Source organism: Arthrobacter cupressi (genome assembly GCF_900099975.1).
GTDB lineage: Bacteria > Actinomycetota > Actinomycetes > Actinomycetales > Micrococcaceae > Arthrobacter > Arthrobacter cupressi.
Window position 1 is genome coordinate 240899 of record NZ_FNEI01000003.1, and the last position, 16093, is coordinate 256991.

Sequence of the window (16093 nt, forward strand, 5' to 3'; positions counted from 1 at the left end):
CCAACCGGTTCCGCATCCCGCGGAACCCCGGCCCGAAAGGCAAGAACAATGTCGTTCTCCCGCACCACCTTCGCACGCCGCGCTGCGGCGACCATCGCGGCTGGCAGCCTCGCCGTGCTTGCCTTCACCGGCTGCGGCGTCTCCGGCTCCACGGCCACGGCCGCCGGCGGATCGGAGAAGCCCGCCGCGCTCGACGAGAAGGCGCCCCTCTTCAAGCTGCTGCCGCAGGAGGTCAAGGACAAGGGCGTACTCACCGTCGCCACGCAGCCCGACTTTGAGCCGGCCAACTTCACTCCCGCCGGCGCCACCGGCATCCAGGGCTACAACGTCGACTTGATGGAATCGATGGCGAAGCAGCTCGGCATCCCGGTCAAGTGGGAGAAGGTGCCCTTCGACCAGATCCTGATCGGCATGCAGAGCGGCAAATTCGACGCCGCGATCGCCGGCATGACCGACCGCAAGAAGCGGCAGGAACAGGTCGACTTCATCGACTACCAGTGGGCCGGCACCGTCTTCATGGTCCAGAAAGGCAACCCCAAGGGCATCACCAGCGCCGTCGACGGCGGCTGCGGCGTCAAGATCGGCGACGTGAAGGGCTCCGACGCCCACCGCCTCGTCGAGCAGATGGCCGCGGCATGCACCGCCAAGGGCAAGCCCGCCACCCAGCTCATCTCCTTCCCGAACTCGAGCGACAAGAACCTCGCGCTCACCTCGGGCCGTATCGATGCCATCTTCTGGCCCGACATGGCGGTCTCGGTCATCAAGCGCGAGACCGGCGACAAGCTCGAGTCGCTTCCCGTCGATTTCGAGGAGAAGGTCTACCTCGGCATGACCTTCAACAAGAAGCAGACCGAGCTCCGCGACGCCTTCCTTACCGCCCTCAAGGCGATCCACGAGGACGGCACCTACGACGAGGTCCTGAAGAAGTGGGACGTCGAAGTCATCGATCTCGACACCCCTGGCATCAACCTGGCGCAGAAGTGATCATGTCGGAGCTGAACCACTCGTCCTCCCCGGCATTGACCGCGCGGGCGCATTACGTGCGCCGGCCCGGCGACGAGCCTGCCGTGCAGGGGGCGCCCATCCGTGCGAAGCGGCGCCCCCAGTACGGCCAGATCGTCACCGGGTTCGTCGCGATCGCCCTGCTCGCGCTCTTCATCCAGTCCCAGGCGCAGAACCCCAACATGGAGTGGGGCGTCACCTGGGAGTACATGTTCAACCCGGTGGTCCTGGAGGGCGTCGGCGTCACGATCCAGCTGGCGATCTTCGCCATGCTGATCTCGATTGTGCTGGCCTTCGTCATTGCCCTGATGATCCAGAGCAACAACAAGGTGGCGAGCATCATCGGCCGCGGCTACGTCTGGTTCTTCCGGGGCGTTCCGATGCTCGTGCAAGTGCTGCTCTGGTTCAACCTGGCGGTGCTCTTCCCCAAGATCCTTGGGCAGGACACGAACAGCCTCATCTCGGGCTTCACTGCCGGCCTCATCGCCCTCTCCCTCGCCGAATCGGGCTACATGGCCGAGATCATCCGGGGCGGCATCATCTCGGTGCCCGCCGGCCAGACGGACGCGGGCGTGAGCATCGGCCTCACCCGCAACCAGGCGCTGGCGCGCATCGTGCTGCCGCAGTCGATCCGGGTCATCATCCCGCCCACCGGCAACCAGTTCATCGGCATGCTGAAGGCCACCTCGCTCGTCTCGGTCATCGGCGGCAGCGACCTGCTGACCAGGGTTCAGCTCATCTATGGGCAGAACTTCAAGATCCTGCCCCTGCTCATCGTCGCAGTGCTCTGGTACCTGATCCTGGTGACCATCGCCGGCGTCGGCCAGCACTTCCTCGAGCGCCGCTTCAACGCCTCGCAGCCCGGCTCCCGCAAGCCGCGCAAGCACTCGCCGGCCGGTGCGGCGGCAACCACCACGACCACCGGAGGTGCGCCATGACGCAAACAGCCCCCGCAGGAATTGCAACGGACACGATGCTGCGCATCGACGGCGTACACAAGTGGCTCGGGCACCTCCATGTGCTCCGCGGCGTCGACATCCAGGTGCGCACCGGCGAAATCGTCTGCATCCTTGGGCCCTCGGGCTCGGGCAAGAGCACGCTGCTGCGGTGCATCAACCACCTCGACCCCGTCGACGGCGGCGTCATCGAAGTGAACGGCGAGCGGATCGGCCATGAGCTGCACGGCGGCCAGCTCTACGAACAAAGCGAGCGCCGCGTGGCCAAGGCCCGCCAGCACATCGGCATGGTGTTCCAGCACTTCAACCTGTTCGGCCACATGACGGCCCTCGACAACGTCACCTACGGCCCCGCCAGGATCCTGGGCCGGCCGCGCAAGGACGCCGTTGCGCACGCGCGGCAGCTGCTGGCCAAGGTGGGCCTGGCCGAGAAGGAGGGTTCGTACCCGAGCCAGCTCTCGGGCGGCCAGCAGCAGCGCGTGGCGATCGCCAGGGCGCTGGCCATGGAGCCGCGGCTCATGATGTTCGACGAGCCGACGAGCGCACTCGACCCCGAGCTGGTCGGCGAGGTTCTGCAGACCATGAAGCAGGTGGCCGAGGAGGGCATGACGATGATTGTCGTCACGCATGAGGTCGGCTTCGCCCGCGAGGTCGCGGACAGGGTGGTTTTCATGGACCAGGGTCGCGTGCTCGAGGACGGTCCTGCCCGCGAGGTGCTCGACAACCCGCAGCACGAGCGCACGGCTGCCTTCCTCCGCCGCGTGCACTGAGTCCCACACCAGCACTGAGTCCCAGTAGAAAGAAGGAACAGCATGACAGGCGAGAACCTGGTACTGCGGAATGTGCGCCCGTGGGGCGCCGAGGCCGCGGACATCACCATCAGCGGCGGCGCCATCACCGGGGTGGCACCCGCCTCGGGTGCGTCCGAACCCGGAGACCTCGACGGCGGCGGGCTGCTGGCCATTCCCGGATTCATCAACACCCACGCCCACGTCGACAAGAGCTGGTGGGGCAAGCCGTGGGTGCCGTATACCTATTCGGACCATCCGACGGTCGAAGGCTGGATCGCGAACGAGCGCGCCCAGCGCGGGAACTACGACATCCCGAACGCGAACTCGGCGGCCGCGGTGCTGCGCGAGTTCCTCCGCCACGGCACCACTGCGACCCGCACGCACATCGACGTCGACCTCGGCGTCGGGCTGAAGGGCCTCGAGACGGTGCAGACCGCCGTCGCCGGGCTCGATGGGGCGATCCAGGTCGAGACGGTGGCGTTCCCGCAGGACGGCGTGCTGCGCCGGCCCGGCGTCATGCAGCTGCTCGACGAGGCAGCCCAGGCCGGGGCCGGCAGCATCGGCGGGCTCGACCCGGGAACGATTGACGGCGACGTCGAGGGTCAGCTCGACGGGCTGTTCCAGATCGCCGTCGAGCGCGGCGTCGGCATCGACTTGCACCTGCACGACTTCGGCTCGCTCGGCGCGTACGAGTACCGCCAGGTGATCCGCCGCACGATCGACGCCGGCCTGCAGGGCAGGGTGAACATCTCGCACGGCTTCGCCATGGGTACGCTGCAGCCGGGTGTGCAGGAGGAGATCATCGAGGGCCTCGCCGAGGCGGGCATCTCCTGGACCACCGTCGCGATGGGCGGCACCGCGCCGCTGCCCTGGCAGCGGATGCGCGAGCGCGGCGTGCCGCTGGGCCTGGGCACCGACGGCGTCCGCGACCTGTGGTCGCCCTTCGGGGACGGGGACCTGCTGCGCGTGGCGTTCGCCTTCGCACGCCTGCATGGCTTCCGCCACGACGAGAAGCTCGCCACTGCGGTCGAGTATGCGACGAAGCACAGCGCCCCGTTCGTCGGGCGGGAGCAGCACGACCTCGTCGCCGGCGCGCGCGCCGACGTCGTGCTCCTCGACGCCGAGAACGTGCCGGACGTGCTGGTGCGCTGCCCGCAGCGCAAGCTGGTGCTCTCCGGAGGACACGTCGTCGCCCGGGACGGCGAAGTGCTGGTCTGACCCACAAAAAGCGCGACGGCGGCTCGCTCCTGCCAGGGGAGGGCCGCCGTCGCGCTGGGGGTCAGTAGGCGCCGTCAGTGACGGCCCCGGCGGCCTCGCGGATGTGCGCCGGCCAGGGCTGGGCCGCCGTCGCCCCGGCGGGCACATGGGCGGTGGTCACGGTTCCGTGGGCGGCGACTCCGCCCTCGGAGGCGCCGTGGGCATGGCCGCGGACCTCGAACGCCAGGGTCATGGACGTGCGGCCCAGTTCGCGGATCTCCACCGTGGCCGTCACCCGCTGGCCGAACCACAGCTTGGACGTGTAGTTGATGACCTGCTGGACGCGCGGCGCGCTCGGGAAGTAGTCAGGCAGCTCGAGGCTGCGGAAGAGCTCGGCCTCGGCCGCTTCGACCCAGCGCACGATCGCGGAGTTGTGCTGGTGGCCGGAAGCATCGGTGTCCACCCATTCCACGGTGCGTTCGATGCTGGCGTGCGGGTTCCGCGGTGCTGCGTAGTTCATGAAGCAAATATACAAATAATGACGGCCGTCCGGATAATGCCATATGGCGGCCTATTCGTTGAACAGCCCCGCCAGGTCCTCGGCCGTGAGGGAGCCGCCGGCCAGGGCGTCGCCTTCCATGACGTCGGCGAACAGCTGCGACTTCTTCGCCTTCAGCGCCATGACCTTTTCCTCGATGGTGTCCTTGGCCACCAGGCGGTACACCATCACGTTGCGGTTCTGGCCGATCCGGTGCGTGCGGTCCACGGCCTGCGCCTCGGAGGCCGGGTTCCACCACGGGTCCAGCAGGAACACGTAGTCCGCCTCGGTGAGGTTCAGGCCGAAGCCGCCGGCCTTCAGGGAAATCAGGAATACCGGTGCCGCGCCGTTCTTGAACTCGCTGACGACGTCGGCCCGGTTGCGGGTGCTGCCGTCCAGGTAGCAGTACTCCACGCCCTCGGCGTCCAGCCGCTCCCGGACCTTGCCCAGGAATCCGGTGAACTGGCTGAAGACCAGGGTGCGGTGCCCCTCGGCGATGATGTCCTCGAGCTGCTCGAACAGCACATCCAGCTTGGAGGAGCGCACCGCTGCGAGGGACTCGTCCACCAGCGAGACGTCCAGGCTGAGCTGCCGCAGCAGGGTGAGCGATTGGAAGATGGTGAAGCGGTTCTTGTTGACGTCGTCGATCAGGCCCAGGATCTTCTGCCGCTCCCGCTGCAGGTGCGTTTGGTACACCTTGTGGTGGCGCGGGTTGAGCACCACTTCCAGCACCTGCTCCTGCTTGGGCGGCAGGTCCTTGATGACCTGCTCCTTGGTGCGGCGCATCATCAGCGGGCGCACCCGGCGCCGGAGCTTGTCCAGTTGCGCCGTGTCGCCGTTCTTCTCCACCGGTTTCTGGTAGTTCTCCGCGAAGCGCTTCGGGCTTGAGAACAGCCCGGGCGCCACGATCGAGGTCAGGGCCCAGAACTCCATGAGGTTGTTCTCCAACGGCGTGCCCGTGATGGCGAGCTTGAACGCCGCCGGCAGCTTGCGCGCGCACTGGTACGCCTTGGACTGGTGGTTCTTCACGAACTGCGCCTCGTCCAGCATCAGCCCGGCCCACTCCCGGGAGGCATACGCCGCCTCGTCAATCCGGAACAGCGCGTAGGAGGTGATCACGACGTCGGCCCCCGCCATTGCGTCCGACGGCGACACTCCGCTTTTCGCGAAGGTTTCGGTGATGGTGCGGACGCTCAGCCCGGGGGCGAAGCGCTGAGCCTCGGCGGCCCAGTTGCCCACCACCGAGGTGGGGGCGACGACAAGGAACGGCGCGGCGCCAGGTTCGGCTGTGCCGGCGCCGTCGGACCCGGCGCTCTCCTTCGCCGCGCACATCAGGGCGATCGCCTGCACCGTCTTGCCCAGGCCCATGTCGTCGGCGAGTACTCCGCCCAGGCTGTGCTTGTACAGGAAGCTGAGCCAGTTGAAGCCGTCCAGCTGGTACGGACGCAGCTCAGCGTTCAGGGAGGCCGGCAGCGGCAGCCCGGTCACGCCGTCGTCGAGCAGTCCGCCCACCGACTCACGCCACGCGGCCGCCTGCTCGTCCACGATCCCCAACTGCGCGAACTCGTCCCACAGCCCCGCCTGGAAGCGGCTGATCTGCAGGGTGCCGTCTTTGTGCGGGTGTTCCTGGAGGGCACGGGCTTCATCGATCAGGGCGCGCAGCTGGTGCAGCTCAGGCAGGTCCAGCGAGAAGTAGGCGCCGCTGGGCAGCAGCATGCGGCTTTGCCCGGCGGCCAGGGCGGAGAACACGGCGGCGAAGGACACCGGCTCGCCCTCCAGCGTGATGACGATGCCGAGGTCGAACCAGTCTCGGCTGTCCGTGGCCTTGGTGGAGATGGACACCACCGGGGCTTCGGAGGCCTCCCGGTAGTCGGCGATCTCGCCGCTGGTGTCCACAGTGACGTCGGGCAGTTCGCGCAGCCGGGGGAGCACTTCTTCGGTGAAGGCCAGGGTGTCCAGGCCGTCCAGCTCCACCGCGGCGTTCAGCCGCGGCGCGCCCCAGCCGCCGCTGGAGGACTCGCCGAGCGCGGCAACCACGTCCCACGGCCGGCCGAGGCTTTCCAGGATGCGCGCTTCCGTGGCGTCGTCGCGATAGCCGCGGTCGTCCGGGTGGCGCCAGAGCGGCTGCGCCGTGACGAGCTTGCCGGCCGTGTAGTGCCATTCCCAGTGCAGCCGCACCCGGTGGTCCGCGCCGTAGTTGGCGAGCAAGGAAAGGGTGGGCACGGCGAGGACCGGCAGCTCTACTTCCTTTGACGTGAGCCGGGCGCTCTGCCGCAGCTTCGGGTAGAAAGCCGTGAGGAAGCGTTCCTCGTCCTGCGCCGGGATCTGCAGGAGCGTGGCCTCGGAGACGAAATCCAGCAGTTCCTGCGACTCGCCGCCGGCCAAGGGGGCCAGGGTGATCACGTGCTGCGGCGCGGGCACCCCGGGCAGCTCGTCGTGCTCTGCGTTGGAAGTCCCGCCCGTGAAGAACAGCCCGTGCGCCGGGCGCCCGATCAACCCCAGTGACCCCGGATCAACGGTCTCCCCGCCAATGGTGACGGACGGCGCGAGCTCCAGCCCGCCGTCGTTCCCTGTCTCAGCGGCGCCCGGGTTGTTTGGGGTCAGGCGGCTGAGGTCCAGCCCGACGACGGCGGGCTCCGCGGCGATGCGGACCGGCTCGGTGCCGCCGGAGTGCAGGAGCTCGAGGCCGACCTTTTCCGCCTGGGCGAGCAGCTCCCAAAGTTTCCGGCCGGAATAGTCGTTGAGCATCAGCCACATGTTGGAGCCGAAGTTCCGGTGCTCGCTGCTGGAATGGCCTGCCAGGAGTTCCCGCAGCACTTCCAGGTGGGCCTCGTTGAATTCGCGCTTGTAGCCCAGGTAGTTGAGGTTGGACCAAGAGGCGTCGCCCTTGATCCACTTGCCCTTGGCGCCCATCATCACGGGCCGGGCCTTGAGCTGGCGGACGCTGCGGACGGGGTCGCGCCGGCCGGTGTAGGCGAAGTGCGGGGCGGGTTCCTCCACTTCGAACTGCAGGGCCAGCGGAACGCCCCGGCTGGGCGGAGGCGTGTTTCCGCCGGAGATCAGCCGGTCCAGGGCACGTTCCCAGGCGGGCCGCTGCAACGGGACCGTGCTTCCGGAGGTCTGGCCGGGGGCGGGCACGCTCAGCAACTGCGCCCGCACGGTGGGGTGGTCCTCCGCCGCGAACAGCAGGGCCGCCACATGCTTGCAGTCCTTGCGGACCGGGCAGCTGCACACGCCCACGGTGCAGCTCCAGCCGGCGGGTTTGCGGACGAGCTTGGCGGACGTGGAATACGGCGAGGCGCCGCTGCCCCGGACCTTGCCGAGCATGAGGCCCGTGCCGGCGTCGAAGGTGATGTTGCTGACCCGGCTGCCCATCGCATAGGCCAGGCCGGCCGCCAGCGAGCGGTCATTGATGGCGGGAGTTTGAATCGCCAGGTCCCAGGAATCGTCTGAGTGGGAAGGCATTCAGGGAGACTACTTTCGGCTCGGGGCTATCTATGAATCCTACTTGTCCCCACCGCCTCCCTCGACTCGCTTCGCTCGCCCAGGGAACCCGGGCGGCGTGGGCCCACCACCTCCTCCCTCGACTCGCTTCGCTCGCCCAGGGAACCCGGGCGGCGTGGGCCATACGATGGGGCAGTGAAGGTTGGGCCGTGGTTGAAGACCGTGCAGAGTTACATTCTTCCGACGGGCATGCTCCTGGCTGGCGCGGCGTGCCTGGCCAGTGGTCTGCTGCCGGGAGCGGATTTCGAGATCCTGGCGGTTCGGACCGCTCCGATCCTGCTGTTCGTGGTGGCCATGACCGTTGTGACCGAGTTGGTCTCGGAAGCCGGCCTGTTCCAGGTGGTAACGGACCGGATCGCCGTCCTGGGCCGCGGGCGGGTGTGGCTGCTCTGGCTCCTGATCGTCGCCCTCGCCACGTTGTCCACCGTTTTCCTCTCCCTTGACACCACGGCCGTCCTTGTGACCCCGCTCGTGGTGCTGCTGGCCGTGCACGCCGGGATCCCGGCGCTGCCCTTCGCCCTGACCACAGTGTGGCTGGCCAATACCGCCTCATTGATCCTGCCCGTGTCCAACCTGACCAACCTCCTGGCCCAGAACCGGCTGGCCCTTTCTCCCTTGGATTACGCCAGATTGGTCTGGGCACCATCACTCGTTGGCCTGGTTGTGCCGCTGCTTATCATCGCTGTTGCCTTCCGCAGGCAACTGCGGGGGCGTTACGGGCCGCAACCCCGGCACCAAGTGACGGACCGCCCACTGTTGGTGGTATCCGCCGTCGTCCTGCTGTTCCTGCTGCCCGCCCTCGTCTCGGGGATCCCGGTGCAGTACCCGGCCCTCGTGGCGGCCGCTTTCCTGCTCGCCGCCTTCGCCTGGAAACGACTATCCGCGCTGAAATGGTCAATGATCCCGTGGCGGCCACTCATGCTGACGGCCGGCCTCTTCATGCTGGTCGAGGCCCTGCACGCGAACGGGCTGGCTGCGCTGCTGGCCGGGATCGCGGGTGGAGGTGAAAGCCTGCCCGCGCTGCTGCAACTCGCCGGGACCGGTGCACTGGCTGCCAATGCAGCGAACAACCTGCCGGCCTACCTTGCCCTGGAACCCGTGGCCGGTTCGCCCGTACGCCTGGCGGCACTCCTGGTCGGGGTGAACCTGGGACCACTCGTTTCCCCGTGGGCTTCCCTCGCCACACTCCTGTGGCACGAACGCCTCCAGGCGCTCAACGTGAGCATCCGCTGGAGCGGCTTTGCCGTGGCCGGCCTAGTGACTGTGGTGCTGGTCCTTCCGGTGGCCGTCCTGCTGCTGTGGGCTTCGTCCGGAATGCACTGACCGCCTACGGTAGCGCCATCGGATGCATCCGGGCGCTGCATCCGGGCGCTGCATCCGGGCGCTGCCGCCGGGCGGTGCATCAATATTCGCCGGACGTTCATCTTGTCCTCGGCCGATGCCGTGCTGCCCGCGCGTAGCGTGAAAGCGTCCGGAGCACCACCCGCTTCAAGCAGTGAGGAATCCCATGACCAGCAACGAATACCCCGTCATCCTGACGAAGGACAGCATCGACGCCGCCGACGCCGACGTCGTGGACGCCAACGTCACCGTGGTCAACGAGATGTACGAAGCGCTGCTCAACCATGACGAGATCGCGCCCAACGCGCTGCGCAGCTACTACGTGGACTACTACCTGACCCAGGCACTCTCCGGCGGTTTCGCACAGTACGTGTTCACGCTGCCCGAGCGCGGGGATGTGGACGTCCTGGTCCGCGAAGGGCTCGAAGGCATCGGCGCCACCGCCCACCTGGACCTCTTCAACCGCACCGCCGCGGCCTTCGACGCGCTCTCCGAAGAAGAAGCCGAAGCGTACCTCGATGGCGAACTGGACGAATCCGAGACCCCCGCCGAAGCGGTTGCCGCTCTGGAGGAACTGGACGGCGAGTTCGAATCCCTCCTGGAAACCGAGGACATCATCGAACTCAACGCGGCATGGCTGCGCGGCCAGGACGGCGTGCAGTACCTGGACGAAGAGCAGCTTGAGGCCCACATCGCCGCCCGCGTCGCCCTCATCCCGGACCTCGAAGAGCGCCGGGCCGAGGCCGCCGAAGCCGAGCTTCTCAACGCGCCGGAGTTCGAGCTCATCATCCGCGAACTGTGCGACGTGGCCGGCTTCGCCCTGGAGAAGATCACCATGGGCGACCCGAACTACATCCACGACGGCGAAAAGACCCTCGCCTGGCACTTCGCCACCGACCACGGCGACTACCTCATGATCGAGGACGACGACGAGGCCTTCATGATCCACCCGGAGACCAAGGAAATCATCGCGGCCGTGGAATTCGAAGAGGACGACGAGCTCGAGGGCGCCGACGCCTAAGGGTTCACTCCGGTTTCTGGCGCCGAGGTCGCCGGAACACTGCGGGGTCGCTGGAAAATTCCGGCGACCCCGCAGCTTTGCGGCGAATTCGTGGGGAGGAGTTTTCCACATAGAGAGACCGGCGCCAGCGGCCCACCTTAGGTGGCCCGGGGTTCCGGCTTGCGGAGCAATGCTGTGAGGATCCGGGCTTTGAACTCTTCTTCGTTGAAGAGGTCTTGCCAGCGGAGACGCACAAACATCCAGCCATCCTCGGTGAGGGCGTTTTCCCGTTGGCGCTCCCTGTAGAGGACCTCAGGGGTGGGCGCATAGTCGAAGTACTTGGTCCTGCCGTCGAACTCGAGGGCGATCTTCCGCGCCTTCCACCCGAAGTCCATGCGGTGGCGCCCGGCTCGGCTCATGACCTCAAGCTGGATATCCGGCATCGGGATCCTCAACCGCTGCAGGAGTTCACGAGTCAGGGTTTCCCCGGCTGATTCGGAGCGTGGATCGGCGTTTTCGAGAACCCTGCGAAGATTTTTCACGCCTCGCCGACCGGGAACCGCAGCTGCCATTTCCTGCATGAGGAGCGGATCGGCGCCCTGCCTGAGCGCGTTGTCCATGATGATCAGACTCTGCCGGTAATTGAGCATCAGGGCACAATCGACTGCTGTCCGTTCCAGTGAAGTGACCCTGAGCCGCCTGATCGTGACAACGTCGGCCTCGGTGAACGGTCGGGTGTGCCCGCGGACATCCTTGCCCAATCGACAGCCCGACGGCCGGGTCCGCAAGAGGATATGGACAAGGTCGTCGGTATTCCAGACGAACAATCCGTGGATCCGCGCTGCCGAGGTGTGGCTATAGGCAAAAGCGCCATCCGACGTCGTGCGGGTTCCGTGGGCGTGCGCCAGGATCAGCTGTCTGCTGCGGACCCACGGCTCCTGCGCGTTCCACAGGGACGCGCGGATGTAGCAGCCGTACCGGAGGCGGACGAGCTCACGGTGGCGAACCAGGACGGCGATGGCCCGCGAATTCAATCCCGCGGACTGTAGCTGCTCCGTCCGCCATAAGGAACCGGATTCCGGAAGTGCAGGGAGGGTTGGCGGTTGCGAGAGAGTCATGCATCAAGCCTTGGCGAGTCCCTTCATCCGGCGAAAGCGGCCAACCTTGCCATGTGGAAAACCGGGGTCGCCGGAATGCTGCGGGGTCGCCGGAACATTCCGGCGACCCCGCAGCATTCCGGCGAATTCGGTGCGCGGAGGTGCCCCGAGCTGCCCGGTGCCCCGAGGTGCCCCGAGGTGCCCGGAGGCCCCGAGGTGCCCCGCGGTGCCCGGAGGCCCGCCCCGGAAGACGCGCAACCCTACGAATTCTCCGCCAGCGCCCGCTCCAGCAGGCCGAACAGCTCCCCGTCCATGTCATCCACGGACTTGAGCCGGACTTTGCGGTCGAAGAAATCCCCCTCGCGGACCTTGGCAGCTTCCACCCGGCCGCCCGGCGCCACGGCCAAACGCAGCAGGACGTCCACGCTCGTGTTGTTCGCCCGCGTCACCTGGGCGAACTTCCGCCTGGGGCTGTGCAGCGAGACGTAACCCTTGCGCATCTGGATCGCGACGCCGTCGGTGGCTTCGGCCCAGGCGAGCAGCGCGTCGGCGATGGGCCGCAGCTCCGGGTGTTTGGCGTACTGGCCGTCGATCAGCTCGTCGGCGTGGCGCAGCATGAACTCCGGGTAGCCGAACATCTCCCATGACACCGCGTACTGGGCGTAGCCGGTGATGCCGTGCTCGTCGCGCATCCAGTCGCGGAGCTCGGCGTCGTTCTTCACTCCGGCTTCCCGGCCGCGGGCAGCCCACCAGTGGACGTCATGCCCGGACTTGCGCAGGAGCAGCTCCTGGTTGCTGTCCACCATGAGCTGCCAGGTGCCGGCATTCTTTAGATCGGGGGCCATGCCCCGATCGTAGCGAAGAGCCGCTCAGTACCCCATCCCCGAATCCTGCTTGAACATGTCGCCGGACGGGCTCACCAGGTACCAGACGTTGCCGTAGCCCTGGCCCTTCACATCGCCGGCGGCCGTGTCCTGCGCGAAGAAGTACACCGGCATGCCGTTGATGGTCACCTGCTTCTTGCCGTCAGCCGTCGGGATGGTGCCGATGGTTCCGCCCACTCCCTCCACCGCCGGCGAGTCCGAGGTAGTGGTCACCGCCGGCCACAGGGCGGTGCAGGCCCCTTCGCAGGCGCTCTTGCCGGAGTCCTTCACGTCCTTGGTGAAGAAGTAGACGCTCATGCCGTCGGCGGCCACCACGATGTCGCCCGCGCTTGAGCCCGCCGTTTTCAGTTCCGCCGAACCGGCCGGCGCGCTGGAGGCAGGAGCGCTCGACGACGGCGCGGCGCCGGCTGAGGTGGGAGAGGTACCAGTCGGTGAGGTACCGGGACTGCCGCCGCAGGCAGCCAGGAACAAGGCGAGGACAAGGACGCCGATGCCGGAATGCTTTTTCATGGGTTCGCTCCTTCACCGGGCCCGGCCTGGACCGGCCGGACGCTCACCCGGTACGACGCCTGCAGGTGTTGAATGGTTCACAGGGGACTGAACCTTTTCGCTCCGGCGGGCGTCGTATCAGCGAAGGCAGCCCGCGGAAGGCCAGGGAGGCAGCAATGCCGTTGGACGGCAACATCAGCGACGAGGACGTGGTGGCCGCGATCTACCGCGACCACGGCCCCGCGCTGCGCCGCTTCGTGCTTAGCTGCACCAGCGACGAAAACCAGGCGGACGACGTCGTGCAGGAAACGGTGCTGCGGGTCTGGCAGCACGCCCCGCAGATCACCGGAAGCCTGCGCAGCTACTTGTTCCGCACCGCCCGGAACGTCATCATCGACAACTACCGCAGGGCCCGCCGCCGCCCGGCGGAAACCGGCCCGGACGCCCTGGAACTGGCCGAAAGCAGTGAGCGGGTGGACGAACTGCTCAACCGGGTCCTCATGGAGGAGGCCCTGAGGCGGCTCAGCCAGGAACACCGGGAGGTCCTGGTGGCCCTGCACTACCAGCGCTTCACCGTGGCCGAGGCCGCGCTGCGGCTCAACATTCCCGGCGGCACCGTGAAATCCCGGGCTTTCTACGCCGTGCGCGCCCTGCGCACCATCCTGGACGAAATGGGGGTGCAACGATGAACGAGCACAAGCTCCTGGGCGCCTACCTGCTGGGCGGCCTGGAACCGGCCGAGGCGCTCGCCTTCGAGGAACACCTCGCCGGCTGCGCCGCCTGCCGCCGCGAACTCGCCGAACTGGAGAGCCTCCCCGCCCTGCTCGACGCCGTTCCGGTGCCCGACGCCGTCGCGCTCGCGGCGTCCGCCGGACCGCGGACTGCGGACAACGCCGACACGGATGCGGCAGCGCCGGTGCTGCTGGAACTTGCCGCCCGACGTCGGAAGGCCCGGCGGTGGCGCGCCGCACTGGCGGCGGGGCTCGCCGTGGCCTGCCTCGCCGGTGGCCTCCTGGCCGGACCGGCGGTGGGTGGCTTGCTCAACCCACCGCCCAAACCGGATGCCAGCTACTCGCTGCAGGCCGAAAACGGGATGCAGCTGACCGTGGGCCTGGTTAGGAAGACCTGGGGCACCGAGCTCGAACTCGAGGGCCGCAGCATGCCGCTCGAGGGCACCCTGTACCTGTGGGTCAAGGACCGCGACGGCGGCGAGGAACTCGCCTGCGGCTGGACCGCGACCCCTACCGGGCGCATCAAGGTCACTGGCGCCACGCCGGTGCAGCTGGCCGGGATCTCCGGGGTGGAGCTGCGGGACGAGGCCCGGAAGACCGTGGCGGCGGTTTCGGTGCCGTAAGTTGTACCGCAAACCCTACGCCGCGCCCTCCATCCATTCAGGCAGTTGCAGCTTGTAAGCAGCACCTCGCCACCAGGATCGTCACGCAGATGTGCTTCTCGGCGGCGGCAGCGAGCTTTCCGGCGATGCCGGCCGAAGGGATGATTTCGATTCTGGTGGGAAACAATCGTCATGCCCCTAGTTGCGCGCAGCTTTTGCCGGAACCGCGCTGAGGAGGGTGCGGGCTTCCTGGCGGGTGGTGCCGGAGTCCTGGATGCCCTCGGCGATGTGGGCAAGGTGGGCGGGGATGTCGCGGCCTTTCTTGCGCATGGCGGTGGCCCAGAGCCGGCCGGCCCGGTAGGAGGAGCGGACCAGGGGCCCGGACATGACGCCGAGGAAGCCGATCTGTTCGGCCTCCTCGGCGAGGTCGACGAATTCCTGGGGTTTGACCCAGCGGTCCACGGGCAGGTGCCGCTCACTGGGGCGCAGGTACTGGGTGATGGTGACCAGGTCGCAGCCGGCCTCGTGCAGGTCACGGAGGGCTTCGGAGATTTCTTCGCGGGTCTCGCCCATGCCCAGGATCAGGTTGGACTTGGTGACCATCCCGTGGGCCCGGCCCTGGGTGATGACGTCCAGGGAGCGTTCGTAGCGGAACGCGGGCCGGATGCGCTTGAAGATCCGCGGCACGGTTTCGACGTTGTGCGCGAAAACCTCGGGGGCGGAGTCGCAGATCGCGGCGATGTGGTCGGGGTTGCCGGAGAAGTCCGGGATGAGCAGTTCCACCCCGGTGCCGGGGTTCAGTTCGTGGATCTTGCGCACGGTTTCGGCGTAGAGCCAGACGCCTTCGTCTTCGAGGTCGTCGCGGGCCACGCCGGTGACGGTGGCGTAGCGCAGGTTCATGGACTGCACGGAGCGGGCGACCTTGGTGGGCTCCAGCCGGTCCAGGGGTGAGGGTTTGCCGGTGTCGATCTGGCAGAAGTCGCAGCGGCGGGTGCATTCGGAGCCGCCGATCAGGAAGGTCGCTTCCTTGTCTTCCCAGCACTCGAAGATGTTCGGGCAGCCGGCTTCCTCGCAGACGGTGTGCAGGCCTTCCTTCTTCACGAGGTTCTTCAGGCCCACGAACTCGGGCCCCATCTGGACCTTGGCCTTGATCCACTCGGGCTTGCGTTCGACCGGAACCGCTTTGTTGCGCTGCTCAACACGCAGCAACTTACGGCCTTCGGGTGCCAGGGTCACTGGATAGCTCCTTCGGGGCTGAGGACGAGTGCTTCTTCGTGCTTGCGGAATTCTTCCACGAAGCGGTCGACGATGTCCGCGGGGTTGATGGTGCGGCCCGTCTCCAGGGACATGGTGGTGACCCCGGCGTCTGTGATGCCGCAGGCGATGATCTGCGCATAGGGCGCGAGGTCATTGCTGCAGTTGATGGCGACGCCGTGCATGGTCACGCCGTCGAGAACGCGGATGCCGATCGCTGCGATCTTGCGGTCCGGGCCCTTGTCGTCGGCCTCGATCCAGACGCCGGCGCGGCCCTTGATGCGCACGGCGTTGATGCCGTAGTCCGCCATGACGGCGATCATGGTCGCTTCCAGCCGTTCGACGTAGTCGCGGATGCCGGCGCGGTTCTTCAATTTGATGATCGGATAGGCGATCAGCTGCCCGGGGCCGTGCCAGGTGAGCTTGCCGCCACGGTCCACGGGAACCACCGGGGTACCGTCGAAGGGGCGCTCGTGGTCTTCCGTCAGTTTGCCCGCCGTGTAGACGGCTGCGTGCTCCAGGAGCAAGACGGTATTGGGTCCCTCGCCGGCAACAACCTTGTTGTGGATTTCGCGCTGCAGGTCCCAGCCGTGCATGTAGTCCACGAAATCGGGGGCAAGACCCAGTTGTGAAAACTCAAGAGTCATGCGTTCAAGCTTAGACCCCGTCCGTGCCAGGCCATGATTTTGTGGCCAAGCTCTCAGTCA

At 67.3% G+C, this 16093-nt stretch carries 15 protein-coding genes; 8 read left to right on the forward strand and 7 right to left on the reverse strand.

Annotation, left to right across the window (positions count from 1 at the left end):
- Positions 1-48 precede the first annotated feature (48 nt).
- Genes BLP88_RS05310 through BLP88_RS05325 form a run of 4 tightly spaced genes read left to right on the forward strand, consistent with a single transcriptional unit; the run spans position 49 to position 3967 of the window.
- Positions 49-984 (forward strand): ABC transporter substrate-binding protein, encoded by a 936-nt coding sequence (locus BLP88_RS05310; RefSeq protein ID WP_074587505.1) that lies wholly within the window; start codon positions 49-51, stop codon positions 982-984.
- 2 nt (positions 985-986) lie between these two features.
- Positions 987-1940, forward strand: a complete 954-nt coding sequence (locus BLP88_RS05315) for an amino acid ABC transporter permease (protein ID WP_084110834.1) — start codon at positions 987-989, stop codon at positions 1938-1940.
- Positions 1937-2728 carry an amino acid ABC transporter ATP-binding protein gene (locus BLP88_RS05320; RefSeq protein WP_074587506.1) on the forward strand — a complete coding sequence of 264 codons (792 nt, stop codon included), beginning with the start codon at positions 1937-1939 and terminating at the stop codon, positions 2726-2728. Before BLP88_RS05315 ends, BLP88_RS05320 begins: the two co-directional genes overlap by 4 nt.
- Positions 2729-2770: 42 nt before the next feature.
- A complete protein-coding gene (locus BLP88_RS05325) occupies positions 2771-3967 on the forward strand; it encodes an amidohydrolase family protein (protein WP_074587507.1) in 1197 nt (398 codons plus the stop codon).
- 61 nt (positions 3968-4028) lie between these two features.
- Here the strand turns inward: BLP88_RS05325 and BLP88_RS05330 are convergent, their stop codons facing one another.
- Entirely contained in the window at positions 4029-4466 is a 438-nt protein-coding gene (locus tag BLP88_RS05330) for an acyl-CoA thioesterase (protein WP_074587509.1), read from the reverse strand.
- Between the two features lie 51 nt (positions 4467-4517).
- Entirely contained in the window at positions 4518-7949 is a 3432-nt protein-coding gene (locus BLP88_RS05335; RefSeq protein WP_074587510.1) for a DEAD/DEAH box helicase, read from the reverse strand.
- A 228-nt stretch (positions 7950-8177) separates the two neighbouring features.
- Here BLP88_RS05335 and BLP88_RS05340 point away from each other — a divergent pair, with 228 nt between their 5' ends.
- Complete coding sequence (locus BLP88_RS05340; RefSeq protein WP_074587511.1) at positions 8178-9311, forward strand: ArsB/NhaD family transporter; 1134 nt, start codon at positions 8178-8180, stop codon at positions 9309-9311.
- 184 nt (positions 9312-9495) lie between these two features.
- The gene (locus BLP88_RS05345; protein ID WP_074587512.1) at positions 9496-10350 is read left to right on the forward strand and encodes a DMP19 family protein; all 855 of its coding nucleotides are present in this window, start codon (positions 9496-9498) and stop codon (positions 10348-10350) included.
- Between the two features lie 137 nt (positions 10351-10487).
- On the opposite strand, the gene BLP88_RS05350 is transcribed toward BLP88_RS05345, so the two are convergent.
- The 3 genes from BLP88_RS05350 to BLP88_RS05360 all read right to left on the reverse strand — a co-directional run bounded on the left by BLP88_RS05350 (position 10488) and on the right by BLP88_RS05360 (position 12820).
- Positions 10488-11447, reverse strand: a complete 960-nt coding sequence (locus tag BLP88_RS05350) for a type IV toxin-antitoxin system AbiEi family antitoxin domain-containing protein (protein WP_074587514.1) — start codon at positions 11445-11447, stop codon at positions 10488-10490.
- A 239-nt stretch (positions 11448-11686) separates the two neighbouring features.
- Positions 11687-12271: a DUF5655 domain-containing protein gene (locus BLP88_RS05355; RefSeq protein WP_245679776.1), complete on the reverse strand. Its 585-nt coding sequence runs from the start codon at positions 12269-12271 to the stop codon at positions 11687-11689.
- Positions 12272-12295: 24 nt separating this feature from the next.
- Positions 12296-12820 carry a COG4315 family predicted lipoprotein gene (locus tag BLP88_RS05360; protein WP_074587515.1) on the reverse strand — a complete coding sequence of 175 codons (525 nt, stop codon included), beginning with the start codon at positions 12818-12820 and terminating at the stop codon, positions 12296-12298.
- A gap of 155 nt (positions 12821-12975) precedes the next feature.
- Here BLP88_RS05360 and BLP88_RS05365 point away from each other — a divergent pair, with 155 nt between their 5' ends.
- Together BLP88_RS05365 and BLP88_RS05370 are read left to right on the forward strand one after the other, a co-directional pair.
- Entirely contained in the window at positions 12976-13488 is a 513-nt protein-coding gene (locus BLP88_RS05365) for a sigma-70 family RNA polymerase sigma factor (protein WP_074587517.1), read from the forward strand.
- Entirely contained in the window at positions 13485-14153 is a 669-nt protein-coding gene (locus tag BLP88_RS05370; RefSeq protein ID WP_074587518.1) for an anti-sigma factor family protein, read from the forward strand. The genes BLP88_RS05365 and BLP88_RS05370 overlap by 4 nt, the downstream gene beginning before the upstream one ends.
- 177 nt (positions 14154-14330) lie before the next feature.
- Here BLP88_RS05370 and lipA read toward each other — a convergent pair whose 3' ends face one another.
- Positions 14331-15368 carry a lipoyl synthase gene (lipA, locus tag BLP88_RS05375; RefSeq protein ID WP_074587520.1) on the reverse strand — a complete coding sequence of 346 codons (1038 nt, stop codon included), beginning with the start codon at positions 15366-15368 and terminating at the stop codon, positions 14331-14333.
- Positions 15365-16063: a lipoyl(octanoyl) transferase LipB gene (gene lipB / locus BLP88_RS05380; RefSeq protein ID WP_257028398.1), complete on the reverse strand. Its 699-nt coding sequence runs from the start codon at positions 16061-16063 to the stop codon at positions 15365-15367. Before lipB ends, lipA begins: the two co-directional genes overlap by 4 nt.
- Positions 16064-16093: the final 30 nt, after the last annotated feature.

Bases quoted from the DNA above. Each gene is read 5' to 3' on its own strand.
- BLP88_RS05310 (WP_074587505.1), top strand. From the start codon at position 49: ATGTCGTTCTCCCGCACCACCTTCGCACGCCGCGCTGCGGCGACCATC.
- BLP88_RS05315 (WP_084110834.1), top strand. From the start codon at position 987: ATGTCGGAGCTGAACCACTCGTCCTCCCCGGCATTGACCGCGCGGGCG.
- BLP88_RS05320 (WP_074587506.1), top strand. From the start codon at position 1,937: ATGACGCAAACAGCCCCCGCAGGAATTGCAACGGACACGATGCTGCGC.
- BLP88_RS05325 (WP_074587507.1), top strand. From the start codon at position 2,771: ATGACAGGCGAGAACCTGGTACTGCGGAATGTGCGCCCGTGGGGCGCC.
- BLP88_RS05330 (WP_074587509.1), bottom strand. From the start codon at position 4,466: ATGAACTACGCAGCACCGCGGAACCCGCACGCCAGCATCGAACGCACC.
- BLP88_RS05335 (WP_074587510.1), bottom strand. From the start codon at position 7,949: ATGCCTTCCCACTCAGACGATTCCTGGGACCTGGCGATTCAAACTCCC.
- BLP88_RS05340 (WP_074587511.1), top strand. From the start codon at position 8,178: ATGCTCCTGGCTGGCGCGGCGTGCCTGGCCAGTGGTCTGCTGCCGGGA.
- BLP88_RS05345 (WP_074587512.1), top strand. From the start codon at position 9,496: ATGACCAGCAACGAATACCCCGTCATCCTGACGAAGGACAGCATCGAC.
- BLP88_RS05350 (WP_074587514.1), bottom strand. From the start codon at position 11,447: ATGACTCTCTCGCAACCGCCAACCCTCCCTGCACTTCCGGAATCCGGT.
- BLP88_RS05355 (WP_245679776.1), bottom strand. From the start codon at position 12,271: ATGGCCCCCGATCTAAAGAATGCCGGCACCTGGCAGCTCATGGTGGAC.
- BLP88_RS05360 (WP_074587515.1), bottom strand. From the start codon at position 12,820: ATGAAAAAGCATTCCGGCATCGGCGTCCTTGTCCTCGCCTTGTTCCTG.
- BLP88_RS05365 (WP_074587517.1), top strand. From the start codon at position 12,976: ATGCCGTTGGACGGCAACATCAGCGACGAGGACGTGGTGGCCGCGATC.
- BLP88_RS05370 (WP_074587518.1), top strand. From the start codon at position 13,485: ATGAACGAGCACAAGCTCCTGGGCGCCTACCTGCTGGGCGGCCTGGAA.